The sequence below is a fragment of the Legionella israelensis genome, from assembly GCF_004571175.1.
Lineage (GTDB): Bacteria > Pseudomonadota > Gammaproteobacteria > Legionellales > Legionellaceae > Legionella_D > Legionella_D israelensis.
The window spans coordinates 3,149,377-3,164,630 of the sequence record NZ_CP038273.1 but is presented as its reverse complement, the minus strand read 5'-3'; the positions used below and the strand labels follow the sequence as shown (position 1 = coordinate 3,164,630).

Genomic DNA, 15,254 nt, shown 5'->3' with positions numbered 1-15,254 from the left:
TAGATGCCGCGGTAATTTAGGGGATTAACCTCGAATCATGAAACAGACCACTCCATAGCAAGTTCATTTAAAACCGCTGCCAGACGACAACCTGCCAAGGCTACTCTTTGGGCAGAAATGTTTTGCGCATGTTTTTGATAAGCTTTACCAGGCTTTTCATGCGGATGAAGCTGATAGACATCCTTAATCGCAATTGCATGCGACTCTTTAAGCCAATCTGTCGGCTTTCTGCTGACTGGTTTTAGTTCACAAGGCCATTGTTTTTCAATCTGGTGAGCGCGTCTTATAAGTTGCGGCTGTTTAACATAATCAGTTGTTTTAAAAAGACCTGCTCCTTGATCCCAGTACCAATGCAGATCATCGGCAACTGCATTTTTACCAAGGGAAAAAAGATTACCGCCAGCATCGCCCTTAGGGTATTTCCGAGTGACCAAAGTTGCACCATGAAGAGGTTGATGAAGATCGCCTACTACATGAATAAGAACTCTCAAGGCAATGCCCTTATCAAAAACAAAAGTTCGTTTATCCTGCAAAGTCTTTATTGCATTCTCAATCGCCCATACTGCATTTATCTTTTGTACCTCTGGCAAATGCGATCCATCCATGGAAAAAGGTTGATTAACGTAATGCATCGCATCAAACCACATCACGCCGTTATTATAATGAATGGTATCAAGCCAAACAGCTGCATTTACAAAACTTTGTGGTTTATATACTTTATCCAATGCATGATTGATTTGATTAAATCTGTGTTTTGCCTCAGGAGTCATGTAATCATAGGCAATTTGGGCAATCAGTCTGTGTCCCAGGGCATTCCAGCTGCCCGCCTGGGAAGAGAAGAAAAGAAAAAGTGAAGCAATCAACATTTTTATGTAACAAGTCATCTGCATTCATTCCTTTAATTAGCAATGTTAACTTCGATTGCTCCCGGAGCAAATCCGGGAGCAGCAACTCGTGGTTTTAGAAGAAGCCGCGCATCTCCTTTAGCGTAGTGAATAAAATCTACCCTAAATAAGGCGACCAGGCAGGCTCCTGTACATCACCTTCGCGGGCAGGTAAGCGCATTCGTATGCGTCCATCAATAGATACTACTCCTAAAACACCCTTTTCTTTATGACGAGTCGCATAAAGAACCAAACGACCATTAGGAGAAACAGAAGGCGACTCATCGAGAGAAGAAAACGTAAGAGGTGTTACAGAACCTCCTCTAGCCGATTGCACGGCAATGTTAAAATTACGATCCTCACGATGAAGCATTACAATACTCTTTTGATCAGGTGTGTATGAAGCGCGCGCATTGTAATTACCTTCAAAAGTGACGCGATTTATGCTGCCGTCAGCAAAGATTAAACGATAAACTTGTGGAGAGCCCCCACGGCCCGAAGTAAACAACAGGCTTCGACCATCCGGCGCATACCTGGGTTCGGTATCAATGGCACTGCCAAAGGTTAACTGCTTTAATTGTCCATTTCGCAAATCCACCCTGTATATTTTGGGTGCACCATTTTTAGATAACACCACAGCTAGCTCTTTACCGTCTGGAGACCAGGCAGGAGCGCCGTTAATTCCCGGAAAACTGGTAATTAAACGACGACGGCCTGTTTCTACAGAAACGGTATAAATCTGAGCGCGTTTTTTTTCAAAAGTTACATACGCAATCATTTTACCATCGGGTGACCAGGCAGGAGACATGATTGGCTCTGTTGAAACTAAAAGACTTTGTGGATTATAGCCATCAGCGTCAGCTACTTCCAGAGAATAACGAGCTCGTTCGGCATTCCTTTGTACCAGGATATAAGCAATACGAGTGGAAAAAACGCCGCGTTCACCCGTCAGCTTCTGATAGACCTGATCACTGATGTGGTGTGCTAAAGCACGAAATTGATTTTGATTCACCCGATAGCTACGGCTTAGCAATATTTTTCCATTTGTAACTGCATCAAGCAATTCAAAATTCACTTCATAATGCCCTCCGCCAACAGAATGAATTTGACCAGACACAACGCTGTCAGCCCCCATTTTGCGCAAAATCTGAAAGGTAGCATTGGAAGTCGAGCTGCCAGGCCCGGAAACAATTTTAAACTGCCCTGATGAGCGTAAATCATTCTCGATCACTTCCGCTATCTGGTTACCCAAAGAATCCTGACTAAAAGAGTTCACGGCTATAGGTAATGCCGAATTAATGCCTTGTGTAAGCTCCAAATCAAGAGCAAAACCACTTACACTGAGCAGCATTAAAAAACCTGCAAGATATCGAGAAAACACTTTTTTACCCCCTAACTTGTTCTGGACGCACCGTCAAACTAATGTCGCGAAACAAATTGAATGTTTCTATATCACTGGGAACTGGCAAAGGCGATGCTTTGTATATTGCTGTCTGGGCTGAACGATCGAGGACAGGATCTCCGCTGCTGCGCACCAAAGTGACTTCAAGCACCATGCCATCCGGCGCCAGCCGAATACGAAACTTGCTGGATAAACTGTCGTCAACATTCTCTGGCAAAATCCATTGTCTGCTGATGGCATTTACGATTAAGGCCTTATATTTATTCACCTCACCAGCCATACGAGCCTGTTTTTCAGCTTCACGTGCTGCCTGCTCTCTGGCTGCTTGTTCTTGTTCTGCCTTTAATTTCTTGACCCGCGCCATTTCTTCAGCTTGCTTTTTCTTTAGTTCAGCCAGTTTTCTCGCTTCCTCCTCCTTCTTTCTTAATCTTTCCTGTTGCTGTTTTAATTCAATCAGACGCTTTTCTTCTTTAGCTTTCTGTTCAGCCAACTCTTTCAAACGCCGCTTTTCCTCTTCTAATTGCTTTTTTTTGGCGATAGCTATTTTATCGGCCTCTTCTTTTAGCTTTTCTATACGTTTTTGCTCTTTTAAACGAGCCTGTTTTGCCTGCTCAGCTTCACGGGAAAGCTTATTCTGACGTGCAATTTCCGCCTGCCGTTGCTTTGTTTTTTCTTCTCTCAGACGTTGTATGGTTTCTGTAACTTCCTGCTGATTGATACTCACCGCTTTCACGATTTCCTGTGGCTTTAACTGTTCGTAACGATTTGCCTCAGCTTTTGCCTGTAAATCCATCGTGGGAGTTTTATGATGAGGTTCTATCCATAAAAAAACGGCGAGGAGAACATGCAAACTGATAGCTAAATAAAAAGCCTTACGATAACCTTGTACATCATTCATGATTTATTCACACCTGTATCACTGTAAGAGTCGGTTAATAATCCGACTTGTTCTGCACCAGCTTTTTTCAATAGACTCATTGCCTCTACAATCTTGCCGTAAGGAACACTGCGATCACCTTTGACAAGGACATTCAACTTCTGTTGAGATTCCCTGGCAAGAGAAAGTTCTGCAGCGACTCTTACAGCCAAAGATTGTGCATCTATTGGTATAGAGGGAGTAGAACTGATGTTCAAAAAAAGACTACCCTGTTGGTTAACGGAGACAATAATGGGTTCTCTTTCCGTGGTTTTTAAAGACTGACTGGCGGCCTTCGGTAAATCCACGGTAATGCCCTGAGTTAGCATGGGAGCCGTTATCATAAAAATGACTAACAAAACCAACATCACATCGATATACGGAACTACATTAATCTCAGAGACAGGCTTTGTAGAGTCTTTATTTTTTCTTTTTATCATGAATAACCTCTGACGGTTTCACTTACAGCTATAATCTAAATTTTTACCCGCTATTTGAGTCATGACCCTGTTGTTCAATCAGTGAGACAAATTCTTCTTGAAACAAATCATAGCGATTTAGCAGGTTATTTGCCCGCGTCGTATAGCGGTTATAAGCGATTACTGCGGGAATCGCCGTAAATAAGCCAAGTGCTGTAGCAACCAGAGCCTCTGAAATACCCGGTGCAACCATAGCGATCGTAGCTTGTTGTGCCTGTCCAAGTGCCTGAAAGGATGTCATAATACCCCAGACTGTACCAAACAAACCGACATAAGGCGCTATTGAACCTACGGAAGCAAAAAAAGGCAAGTGTTTCTCAAGCTTCTCAGCTTCTTTGGCATGACTAATCTGCATGGCTCTTTGAATAGGCTCAATATTTATCTGGCCCGATTTACTGCTGCGCACAAACTCCTTAAACCCAACCTGAAATATAGCAGCCAGCCCTTGTATTTTTGAGCTCTGGCTGTTTATCTCAGTATATAATTTACCGAGATCAGCACTTTCTGAAAAACGCTGAATGAAATCCATCATCTGCCGCTTTTTTCGCTTAAAATACCAAGCTCTCTGAAAAATTAATGTCCAGGAAGATATGGAAGCAATCAACAGCAAAAACATCACCAGTTTAACGACCAAACCTGCCTGCCAAAAATACATAAATACGCTGCTATTTGCCACAATTTACCTCCAATAACTTATTGCTGTTCAATGGGAACTAAACCGAAATGCCGGTAAGCTGCTGATGTGGCTACTCGCCCTCTTGATGTTCTCATAAGAAAGCCTTGTTGAATCAGGTAAGGCTCAAGAACATCTTCGATAGTTCCTTTTTCCTCTCCGATGGCTGCAGCAATACTATCAACACCTACGGGGCCGCCTGAAAAATGTTCAATCACAGCCAACAATAATTTGCGATCCATAATGTCAAACCCATGATGATCGATATCCAACATCTCAAGTGCGTGCCGGGCAATCTCTAAAGTGATGATACCCTGCCCTTTCACTTGTGCAAAATCTCTAACCCGTCGTAATAAACGGTTAGCTATTCTTGGTGTTCCCCGAGAGCGTGTTGCAATTTCACAAGCACCTTCCGTTTCTGTCTGTACGCTTAATAAGCGTGCAGAACGACTGACGATATGACTCAAAGCTTCTGTTGAGTAAAATTCCAGACGTTGGACGATACCAAACCGATCACGTAATGGTGACGTTAAGGAGCCTGCTCTCGTGGTTGCACCGATTAAAGTAAATGGAGGCAGGTCCAATTTAATGGAGCGTGCAGCAGGACCTTCGCCAATCATGATATCCAGTTTATAATCTTCCATGGCAGGATATAAAATTTCTTCAATCAATGGATTCAGACGATGTATTTCATCAATGAACAATACATCGTTTTCTTCCAGATTGGTCAAAATCGCCGCAACATCTCCAGCGCGTTCAAGTACAGGTCCTGAAGTCTGCCGTATATTTACTCCCATCTCATGAGCAATGATATTGGCCAGAGTCGTCTTCCCTAAACCTGGAGGACCAAATATAAGCACATGATCCAAAGCATCATTACGCTTTTTCGCAGCATCAATAAAAATACGCATTTGTGAACGAATATTTTCTTGACCAATGTACTCATCCAGGCGTACAGGCCTAATGGCTCTGTCAATGGCTTCTTCAGAAATAAGCGATTGAGCGCTAATTAAACGATCACTTTCCAGCATGGGCGTTTTTATTTTGGGCTTTAGCCGCCATTCTAACACAGCTTTTAAAATGGTTGCAGAAGATTTTATGGTAATTGAGACGGCTAAAATAACATGAAAATTACGATCACCCCTTTAAGATTTGATGTCTGCTATACTAACTGTTGTGATGATGGTGGGCAGACAAAATGCGATTCAAAGTGAACAAATACCGAAAAATGAAAGATTTTAAAGTTAGTATTCGTGTCAGCATTATCACTTTATTTGTTATCTTATTAAGCTTGATTGGTTTTTCAATTATCGGTATTCAATATGTGGCTTTAAATAAAATTCTAAGTTCAAGCACCATAAGATTGATTGATAAAAGCTCTCTTTTGGTAAAAGAACGTTTTCGTAATTATTTTCTACCCTTAAATACGTATTTGCTTGAAATTAAAAATATGATCCATCAGGACATTATTCACCCCGAAAATCGAGAACAATTCGATAAATTTCTTATTGAATCCATAGATGATAACCTTGAGTTGTCCATGATTTATTTTGCAACACCAAAAGGGAATTTTTATGGAGTGGAACGAGGCACAAATGGCAAACTATATCTTGACCATATTATCAACTCCCCAAAACCCTCTTCCCGAATCCGTTATGAAGTTGGTACACAAGGAAATATTGTAAAAACACAATGGCAGAAAAAAGACTTTGATCCGAGGAAACGACCGTGGTATCAAAAAGCCGTTAAAGCGGGAAAAGTCATTTGGACGGATGTATATAAATTCCATGGTTTTCAGTCTGGCATTAATGCTGATGAACAGTATGGGATTAGCTCTGCAGCACCAATTTATGATAGCAAACGTCGGTTAAAGGGTGTGATAGGCATTGATCTAACAGTGAATAATTTGCAGCGTTTTATCCAGAGTTTACAAATTACAAAAAATACCATCATTTATATTATCAATGAAAATAACCAGATTCTTGCTTACCGTGATATGACACAACAGGACAATCTTCTAGGAAAAAGACTTTCCCCTGAATTAGTTAAAAAACTTTTTTCAGCTTTTCCTTCTTCTGGTTTGCATCAAGGGAAAACTTTAGTTACTTCCTATCAAAAAAATAGTCAAGATTATTTTTTAGCCTACCAGCCTCTTACAGATCACTCTAAAAAAGTTTGGCATGCTATTATTTTGGTTCCCTCAAATGATGTTTTAGCTCCCCTTAAACACTTGAGTCTTCGTAGTTTGTTATTAACTATTTTTATTCTTTTTATTGGGATTATTATTGTCCGATATATCTCACAGAAAATATCCAGACCTATCATTCAGCTCGCCCGAGAAGCTAAAAAAATTAAAAAACTTGAGCTTAAACCTCAGCCTCCATTAAAAACCAGGATCAAGGAAATCAGTTATATGGACCGATCCTTAACGGCTGTACGTTCCGGCCTCTCTTCCTTCGAGCGCTATGTTCCGAAATCTTTGGTTAAAAAATTAGTAAAAAGTGGGAAAATTGCTGAAGTTGGTGGCAAAAATCAAGATATTACTATCTTGTTTTCTGATATTAAAAATTTTACTGCATTATCAGAAAAGACTGATCCTCAGCAATTAATGAACTACCTGTCTGATTATTTCCAATCTATGACAGAAGTTATATTACACTCTCACGGTACTCTTGATAAATATATAGGTGATGGCATTATGGCTTTATGGAATGCCCCTATATTCGACGCTCAGCATGCACTTCATGCCTGTCAAACTGCCATAGAAATGATGGATAAACTTAAAAAATTGAATAAAAACAATCAAAAACTCGGCCTCCCTGAGTTGACTATAAGAATAGGAATTAACTCAGGAGAAGCTATTGTAGGAAATGTTGGCTCGGAAGAAAGGCTTGGATACACGGCCTTGGGCGACGCTGTTAACATAGCGAGCCGTCTTGAATCAATCAATAAAATATATCATACACATATCATTGTCAGCGAATCAACTTTCAAACAGGTTGAATCCTTTTTTGCATTTCGTTTGCTTGATAAAGTCGCTGTTCGTGGTAAACATGAAAGTACGACAATCTATGAGTTAATCCTTGAGTCTCATTTACCTCATCTCGATCAACATAAAAAAGAATTTTCAAACGCCTTTGCCAAATACCATTCTGGCCAATGGAAAGAAAGTATGGAATTATTTAAAAAACTTACCCCTGCGTATGAGGGAGACCAATTAGCGTTAGTTTATATAAAACGTTGCCAAGCATTAATCAATTCACCTCCGGTAAAATGGGACGGCATATGGCGAACGGAATATATGTGAATTTCGATAACTACAAACATAGCTCACAAACCCAAGTTCCTAGCCATGTGATATTTACGAAAAATAATATTGTCCACTGTGCTAATTCCTCAAATAGAGGCTTTGAGCAATTGACGGGCTCTGTAAATACGTGATCGTACTGTGCCCACAGGGCATTTCATCCGATTTGAAATTTCCTCATAACTGATACCCTCAATGGCATGCAATCCATAACAGCATTGAAGTTTTTCAGGTAATTTTAAAAAAGCTTGTTCTATTTGTTGCCCTAATTCTACGCCCATAGCATTATTTTCCGGCGACTGATTATCTGTTTTATTTTGATGTGCGTAATGAAACTCGCATTGAGCACGTAATTTTATAGCGCGATAATGATTTTTTATCGTATTCAGCGTAATTCGATATACCCATGTTGAAAACTGAGATTGCTGTTTAAACCCATGCAGACAACGGTAAACTTTAAAAAAAACATCCTGAGTAAGATCATTTGCAGTAGCCTGCTCACGAATATACAGGTTAATTAATAAACGAATTTTTTTATAATAACGTGATAGAAGAATGCCGTAAGCATTTTGATTTCCGTTGACAGCCAAATCAGCTAACTGCTCATCGGAACACTCGGCTGAAGATACCATATTGGCCTCCTGCTCAAACGATAAGATTCTATTTTTGCATTTGATTTTGACCTTATTTTCCTTAATTATGAATCAATAGAAGACATTATGGTAATTTTTTATGTTATTTGTTGTAAAAATAATTGTAGCTGCCAATATTCGGTTGGATTTAATTGATCTTTAAAAATAACAATATGCTTTTTGTCATTATCAGAAGAAAACAGCAGCAGCTGAAAGAGGTCTGTATTCACTAACAGCCTTACTTCCTTAAATAAATAAGATTGTTTATCCTTTATCGTCCAACCATGATTTCTATATGCAATCTGCTCAAGAAAGGGATGAGGTTTTTTATATTTATTAATGGCAGATATTTGCCATAATATGACAATGAATAAAAAAAACTTTATAACCATCCATAAGGCAGAAATCGCCAACAGGATTCCGGCAACACTATAAGCCGTCATGGTCAAACGAAAGTAAATCCAAGACTTAGCGGTTTTGATCGCAAATTCTGATGTATTCAACAAGAGCGTATAATTCCTTGTCAACTGGCTGAGCGTGTCCCATTAACCAAGCGTACAATTCAGGATCTGTACAGTGAAGTAAATATTCAAAAGTTTTTAATTGTTTCTTTCCCAATGATTCCAGATATTTATCGACAAAACGTCCAAGGATCAGATCAAGTTCCAACATTCCTCGACGACAACGCCATCTCATTTTTGCCTTGAATTCAGGACTCATTTTTAATAAATTACCTCACTATTCAAGTGATTAATGATACACTAGAGTCAGTTGGTATTTCTACTGTCTTAACCAAAATCTTGACTTCTGTGCTTCTATGTCCTAGCACCAAAGCAGCATTGAATGATTTTTCTCAGGGTTGCCCAAGGGATGCAGTGCTTTAATTTATATTAATGCCCTGAAATTTGAAGTTTTATGAATAGAATCCAGATATTCACAATAATATAATAAAGAATTTATCATGATAGAAAGAAAAGAAACATATAGCATCAACAGCCGTTCTTTATCCATGTTCTTTCCCTTAACAGAAGACATAACTCTGGAAAAAAATAGAAATTATCTTTTTGATTTATCCTATATGAGGATACTTAAAGTCCGAGGTGAAAAAAGTGCAGAATTTTTACAGGGGCAATTAAGCTGCGATACGAATCAGGTTACAGAGCAAACCATGCGGCAAGGAGCTATGTGTAATCTCAAAGGACGAATTCTGGCACTGTTGGATGTGTTTTATTATCAAGGCTTAAACCTTCTACTCCCTGCTGATTTATGTGAAAGCACGCAAAAATCTCTACAAAAAGCCGCTTTATTTTCCAAAGTTAATCTTGAACAAGACTCTCATTTTAATATTTATGGTTTTTATTATCAAAACCCAAGCGATCTGAAACCATGTGAAATTCCTGCCTCCTGTTCAAAATACCAGATGATACAGTCCTCCGATATAAACGGATATCATTTAGGTCAGGGATTATTCATCTTTTTTGTCTCAGGACAGCAAAAACAAGTGGAATTACTCGAGTCTTTTAATAATGAAAATAAACAACGGCGTAGTTCCTTAGCCTGGCACAGACTGATCTTATCACATGGTTTCGTCAATATTTATCCAGAAACTCGTGGACTTTTTCTGCCTCATCGACTAGATCTGCACCATCACGGCTATTTGAATTTTGAAAAAGGCTGTTATAAAGGCCAGGAAATTATTGCCCGCACTCATTACAAGGCAAAACTGAAGCATGAGTTAAAACTGTTTACCGTTGAAACGTCTGAAGCACTTTTTTCCAACCAAAAAATATTTGATGAGACTGGAAAAAAGGAAGTTGGCGAACTTGTAGACTATTCGCCAGTAGATAAGGAGCAATTCCTTGTCGCTCTAAGCCTTCTTGTAGAAAGGACAAATCCAGTTTGGTTTGAACGTCATGATAATCCTGTCGATATCTATGAATATTCCCCTCCATGATCTCTCAACTCATAAGTGTTTAAAAAAACGGAGACAACTTAATAGTGAAATCCTCTTGTTTGCCAGAATCTGTGGAAGTTGATGATCTGAAAAGGGAAGGATTGTATGATTCTTTGTTTTGTTTTTCCACTTCGGTTCTTTGCTCTATTTGTAAATAATAATAAAAATTTTCCAGTGTTTCTTCCAGCACATCCTGATAACCCCAAAGTGGTTGCGGTTCCCGCTCAAGCACCTTTCCAGTTACCGGACACACAGAATAAACAGGACTTGTATCCTTCCTAAAACAGCTTCTTTTATCTAACACTATACCGGAGGCAAGCACATAGGGCTCTGTTATAAATTCAAAATCAATCACGTCAGTCAAATCATCATCTAAATGATTAACTTCTAACCAGGATACAAATTGAGGTATCAATTTTTCTCTATCTATTTTAACCTCTGATTTTTCATCCTTCGAAAAACTGATTTCCCTTAATATTTCATTCACTTTTTCCAAAGCATCTATAGGATCATTAAAAACCTGTGGCGGTAAAACGAGCAAGTCTTTATTAAAATTCTCATAAAGTATTTTTAACAAACCAGGGGGTATTTCCTGACCATTAAATTTTTTATATGGCTTACCTCCCACAAGATAAGGTTTTAATACTTCCGAGTCTGATACTTCCACCCAACCTTCACTTAAATCACACAACATCCGACAGTGATAAGCAATTTTATCCTCCTTATATGTAATTGTATACATACCTTCCTCTCGGCTTTGACGAATAAGCCAGCTACCGGGCGGAAGATCGTCTAGCAGCAATGTAAGACGATTTATATCCTTCTCTTTTTTTAATTTTCTAAAAGCCAAAACCGGATTTTGCTTTTTGTCTTCTTTAAGCTTTGTTGCTATTTCATCTTTAGGAACCATATGCACCTCATTACATGTTATTAAATAACAAAAAATATATTAACCACAAATTCTTAACAAATTATTAGGGGTAAAAAATTTTTATTTCCTCGCCAGGGCGATTTCATCAAAGTTCAAAATCCAATCATTTTTTTCAAATATTGAGTAGAAAGGGCAGCTTTCATTCGTTTTAAAGCAATGCCATCTTGGTTTGAAGTATCCTGGGTTAATAATTTAAGGACTATTTTACGCATAATGCTCAAATTTCTATCTGCATAGCCGCGATATATGGGGCATTGATCTTCGTTCATACCGACATCCAACTTATAGTGTAAGCCATTTTCTATTTTCCAATGGTCGCGAATCGCCTGACGCATTAAGTTGTGTTTTTTATAAGGCAGGGATGTCATGTAGTAACGTGTAGCCGTTTCAATGTCTCCTGTGGGTAAATGCCGCGTGGATTGCACACGGATATAGGCGCTTAAATCTTTCCATTGTTGACCGCGAAGGTACATGGCTGGTAATACGGTGTATGTTCTTTCTTCAAAACGGCTGTGGTCATAATTATTGGTGTCTTTCTGTTGGAAAACCATGGCTTTGTAATTTAGGGAGTCCGCTTTTTGAAAGAGGTTATCCACTTTCCGGTGCATGCGTTTATGATTCTTTTTTAAAGCAAGCACATAATGAGCTTGTTTGAGACGTATTAAATTGGCAATTCCCTTTTGCGTTCCCATTGCATCAATCGTTATTACTTTATCTTTGATATTGAGTGCTTTTAGTAGTACAGGTATCCCCTTTATTTCATTAGACTTGTCAGGTGTAACCGTGCTTCCAAGCGTCGCGGATAAGCGTGGGGAGTAAGCATTCACCAGATGGGTCGCCTTCTTATGGCCCCTTTGATAAGAGGAGCCGCGACTCGTCTTACCATCAATCGCAATCAGCTCATCCATAAAAAATTGACTGATTCCTTCTATCCATGAACTTAAACAACGCTCAAATTCTAAAGGGTCAATCAGAGAAAATACCCGTGCCAATGTGTGATGGCTTGGCAAACCTTCACTGACGTCAATAAATTGGCTTAACCATCGCTTGCGCGACCTGGCAAAAATCTCCATGGCTTTCCAACTGTCACAGCCACATATTAATCCGCATAAAACAATAATCAGTATCGTTAAAAGTGAATACGTGCAACGACCTCCAACTCGTGGATCGCGGATGGACAGAAAACAATGAAACAAATATTGATTTTTTCCAAATTTACGCGTACTTTCTAACACAATCAGGCTCCTTCTTAAGATTTTTATAATCTACGTCGGTCAACGTAGGTGCCTGATTATTAACACTTTCTATTTTAATTTGCCAGATAAATCAACTCTCTCTTCTACAGTTGAGATACTCTTATCGTTTGATTTTTGAACTTTGATGAAATCGCCCTGTTTCCTCGTAAACCAACTAAGCCTTAAACATAGAGAGCTTACCAACAAGAATGAAAGACAAAGAATTTTATAACACCGTATCATTAAGCAGGTATCCAGATTTAAGTCCATTAGAAAAAAAACGAATATCAATTTAAATCTAAAGTAAATCAAATGATTATCTGTACATAAAAAAATTTATGCTATACTAATTTTGTTATTTGAATATCAAATAACCCCTATGGAATAATTAACAAGGAAAATCTGTCATGAAGAATAATACTATTTCAAAAGTAACAATGGCTGCCGTTATGGCCGCTGGTCTTTCAGTTAGCACTTTACCTGCCAATGCCGCAGATAAGCCTGGTATGGAAAAATGCTATGGCGTAGTTAAAGCCGGAAAAAATGACTGTGGTACTGCTAAACACAGTTGTGCTGGACAGGCTAAAAAAAGTGGTGCTGAAACAGATTGGGTTTATCTACCCAAAGGTACCTGTGAAAAACTTGCTGGTGGTAAGTTAAAAAAAGATGAAAGCTAATTTGTAATGGCTTCTTTCATTAGAGACAGCTCTCAGACCGCAAGATTTTCTGGTTGCACAGGCATCGGATTGCGGTCTGAGCATGTAGGCAATATATTAAAACAGCGGCCGAAAATAGATTATTTCGAAGTGCTTGCTGATAATTATCTGCAACAATCCAACACACATTTTAACCAACTTTTAAAAATTGCTGAATGTTACCCTTTAAGCTTACATAGTGTCGGTTTATCCATTGCTACCTCCAGTAAACCAGATATGCAATATTTGCAACAATTAAAAGAACTGGCCAATCGTCTTGATTGTACCCTGCTTTCGGATCATCTTTGCTGGACGCATGCAAAAGGACATTACACTCATGAATTAATGCCATTTCCTTATACTGAGGATACCTTAGCCTTCATTGTCGAAAAAATTCATTTTGTACAGGACTTTTTACAACAGCCTGTGATGTTTGAAAATGTTTCCCGTTATATCAGTTATAAACAAAATACACTAACTGAAGCAGAATTTCTCAATGAATTATGCAAGCAAACAGGATGTGGGATCTTATTAGATATTAATAACTTATATGTGAACCACTATAATCATAATGATGACATTCATCTTTATTTTTCATCCTTAGACTCAAAGAATGTTTGGCAAATGCACCTTGGCGGTTTTTCGAAACAACAAGGTTATTTACTTGACAGCCACAGCGATCGAATTTATCAGGAAGTATGGACTTTTTTTGAAAAAGCACAAATCTTATTTCCTAAAACACCAACCATTATTGAGTGGGACAACCAGTTACCTGAATTTTCTGTCTTATACGAAGAAATGCAGAAGGCCAAAAAAATCATGGAGCACATCTCTGCAAACAGGAGCGTTCAACATGCACAATCATCTGCTTGAAACCATTCAAAATATTTGGATACAACAATTGACTGGCGTTCCTTCATCAGAAGAACTGCATAACTTACTAATTCCTACAGATTATAATGGTGTTGCTGTTTATGAAGAAAGCAGTCATGCAGCCTTATTTAATCACCTAAAAGACAGTTTCCCTCTTTGCTGCAGACTAGTGGGCGAGTCATTTTGGTATGCCTTATTACATCAATACATAAAAACACACCCTTCAAAAGAATATGATATTAATGCGTATGGCGACAGTCTTCCACTCTTTATTGAGACATTTGAACCAGTGAAAACCGTTCCTTCTTTAATAGAACTTTCTGAAATTGAATGGCACTGGCATATCTTAAGTCTGATGTCCCCAGTAAGACCTTTTAACTTTGAAGCCTTTTCCAGATTGGATGAGGCTGATTTTCAGTCTTTACGTTTTCACTTAACTCCAAACCTGAAAATTATCCAATCACAATTTCCCATTTATCAAATCTGGGAAATGAATTATTTTGAGCTGGATAAAGAAATTAATTTAAACGAACCCGGCGAAAGCATTGTTCTTTATCAAAAAGAGAATGTTCCATGTATTATGCTTATCAATGAGGAAGAGCGCCTTTTTCTTGAGTATTTATTAAAGCCTTTGCCCTGGCATCAGATAGCAACATTGTTAAACGAATATATGAACACCAACAGGCTTAGCGAAATTTTAACCAAATCAATGAGTTATCAATGGATTAATCAGTTCACCATGGAGGCCGTATGAAAAAATGCATTGCGAGAACATATGAATTAACTGATAAAGGTTTTGATTATATAGCACCTTTATTTATTTTACTTGTCCGACTTTATCTGGCACAAGTGTTCTTTATGGCCGGTTTAACAAAAATAGCTAACTGGGAATCAACTATTTTTCTTTTTGAAAATGAATATAGCGTTCCGTTATTATCTCCTGCCATCGCTGCTTATCTTGGGACAATTGCAGAACTGGTTTTGCCTGTACTGATTGTTCTTGGAATTGGATCAAGATGGGTGATTCTCGTGTTTTTTATCTATAATCTGGTAGCTATGTTTTCATATAGTTTTTTATGGACACCCGATGGAAGTGTAGGTTTAACAGATCACATTCAGTGGGGACTATTGATTTTAATGCTTCTATGCACAGGGTTTGGAAAATTTTCTCTGGATTATCTTATAAGACGTTTTTATCTGAAAATGGATAAATCAGAATAATAGATCGCATCCCTGGATTTAAGTTCAGGTTGGACGAAAAATAAGAGAAAAG

General features: G+C 38.5%; 17 protein-coding genes. 6 read left to right on the top strand and 11 right to left on the bottom strand.

The features are described from left to right. Positions 1-35: 35 nt before the first annotated feature. The 6 genes from E4T55_RS14640 to ruvB form a co-directional block, all read right to left on the bottom strand. Positions 36-884, bottom strand: coding sequence for a S1/P1 nuclease (locus E4T55_RS14640; protein WP_065236025.1), 849 nt, complete (start codon positions 882-884; stop codon positions 36-38). A gap of 118 nt (positions 885-1,002) precedes the next feature. Further along, a complete protein-coding gene (gene tolB, locus E4T55_RS14635; protein WP_165475160.1) occupies positions 1,003-2,235 on the bottom strand; it encodes a Tol-Pal system beta propeller repeat protein TolB in 1,233 nt (410 codons plus the stop codon). Positions 2,236-2,269: 34 nt separating this feature from the next. Beyond that, positions 2,270-3,187, bottom strand: coding sequence for a cell envelope integrity protein TolA (gene tolA / locus E4T55_RS14630; protein WP_172461000.1), 918 nt, complete (start codon positions 3,185-3,187; stop codon positions 2,270-2,272). Beyond that, positions 3,181-3,642, bottom strand: a complete 462-nt coding sequence (gene tolR, locus E4T55_RS14625) for a protein TolR (RefSeq protein ID WP_058502717.1) — start codon at positions 3,640-3,642, stop codon at positions 3,181-3,183. The genes tolA and tolR overlap by 7 nt, the downstream gene beginning before the upstream one ends. 43 nt (positions 3,643-3,685) lie before the next feature. Continuing rightward, a complete protein-coding gene (gene tolQ / locus E4T55_RS14620) occupies positions 3,686-4,336 on the bottom strand; it encodes a protein TolQ (RefSeq protein WP_058502718.1) in 651 nt (216 codons plus the stop codon). A gap of 38 nt (positions 4,337-4,374) precedes the next feature. Continuing rightward, positions 4,375-5,385 carry a Holliday junction branch migration DNA helicase RuvB gene (gene ruvB / locus E4T55_RS14615; protein ID WP_058502719.1) on the bottom strand — a complete coding sequence of 337 codons (1,011 nt, stop codon included), beginning with the start codon at positions 5,383-5,385 and terminating at the stop codon, positions 4,375-4,377. Positions 5,386-5,564: 179 nt separating this feature from the next. Here ruvB and E4T55_RS14610 point away from each other — a divergent pair, with 179 nt between their 5' ends. Continuing rightward, entirely contained in the window at positions 5,565-7,661 is a 2,097-nt protein-coding gene (locus E4T55_RS14610; RefSeq protein WP_245183896.1) for an adenylate/guanylate cyclase domain-containing protein, read from the top strand. Positions 7,662-7,750: 89 nt separating this feature from the next. On the opposite strand, the gene E4T55_RS14605 is transcribed toward E4T55_RS14610, so the two are convergent. From E4T55_RS14605 to E4T55_RS14595, 3 genes are all read right to left on the bottom strand, one after another. Then, the gene (locus tag E4T55_RS14605; protein ID WP_058502721.1) at positions 7,751-8,293 is read right to left on the bottom strand and encodes an RNA polymerase sigma factor; all 543 of its coding nucleotides are present in this window, start codon (positions 8,291-8,293) and stop codon (positions 7,751-7,753) included. A 98-nt stretch (positions 8,294-8,391) separates the two neighbouring features. Further along, positions 8,392-8,736, bottom strand: a complete 345-nt coding sequence (locus tag E4T55_RS14600; protein ID WP_131780750.1) for a hypothetical protein — start codon at positions 8,734-8,736, stop codon at positions 8,392-8,394. A gap of 25 nt (positions 8,737-8,761) precedes the next feature. Then, positions 8,762-9,013: an FAD assembly factor SdhE gene (locus E4T55_RS14595; RefSeq protein ID WP_058502723.1), complete on the bottom strand. Its 252-nt coding sequence runs from the start codon at positions 9,011-9,013 to the stop codon at positions 8,762-8,764. Positions 9,014-9,254: 241 nt separating this feature from the next. On the opposite strand from E4T55_RS14595, the gene ygfZ reads away from it, so the two are divergent. Continuing rightward, on the top strand, positions 9,255-10,247 hold the full coding sequence (ygfZ, locus tag E4T55_RS14590) for a CAF17-like 4Fe-4S cluster assembly/insertion protein YgfZ (protein ID WP_058502724.1): 993 nt from the start codon (positions 9,255-9,257) through the stop codon (positions 10,245-10,247). Positions 10,248-10,266: 19 nt separating this feature from the next. Here the strand turns inward: ygfZ and E4T55_RS14585 are convergent, their stop codons facing one another. Together E4T55_RS14585 and E4T55_RS14580 are read right to left on the bottom strand one after the other, a co-directional pair. Then, positions 10,267-11,157, bottom strand: a complete 891-nt coding sequence (locus E4T55_RS14585; RefSeq protein WP_058502725.1) for an SH2 domain-containing protein — start codon at positions 11,155-11,157, stop codon at positions 10,267-10,269. Positions 11,158-11,270: 113 nt separating this feature from the next. Then, a complete protein-coding gene (locus tag E4T55_RS14580; RefSeq protein ID WP_115325234.1) occupies positions 11,271-12,413 on the bottom strand; it encodes an ISAs1 family transposase in 1,143 nt (380 codons plus the stop codon). 407 nt (positions 12,414-12,820) lie between these two features. Between E4T55_RS14580 and E4T55_RS14575 the strand changes: the two genes are divergently transcribed. The 4 genes from E4T55_RS14575 to E4T55_RS14560 are packed head-to-tail and all read left to right on the top strand — an operon-like array spanning position 12,821 to position 15,202. Next, a complete protein-coding gene (locus tag E4T55_RS14575; RefSeq protein WP_058501692.1) occupies positions 12,821-13,090 on the top strand; it encodes a BufA1 family periplasmic bufferin-type metallophore in 270 nt (89 codons plus the stop codon). A 6-nt stretch (positions 13,091-13,096) separates the two neighbouring features. Continuing rightward, complete coding sequence (gene bufB / locus E4T55_RS14570) at positions 13,097-13,981, top strand: MNIO family bufferin maturase (RefSeq protein WP_058501693.1); 885 nt, start codon at positions 13,097-13,099, stop codon at positions 13,979-13,981. Next, the gene (locus E4T55_RS14565; protein ID WP_058501694.1) at positions 13,962-14,735 is read left to right on the top strand and encodes an HvfC/BufC N-terminal domain-containing protein; all 774 of its coding nucleotides are present in this window, start codon (positions 13,962-13,964) and stop codon (positions 14,733-14,735) included. The genes bufB and E4T55_RS14565 overlap by 20 nt, the downstream gene beginning before the upstream one ends. Further along, positions 14,732-15,202 (top strand): DoxX family protein, encoded by a 471-nt coding sequence (locus E4T55_RS14560; RefSeq protein WP_058501695.1) that lies wholly within the window; start codon positions 14,732-14,734, stop codon positions 15,200-15,202. Before E4T55_RS14565 ends, E4T55_RS14560 begins: the two co-directional genes overlap by 4 nt. The last annotated feature ends 52 nt before the right edge of the window (positions 15,203-15,254 follow it).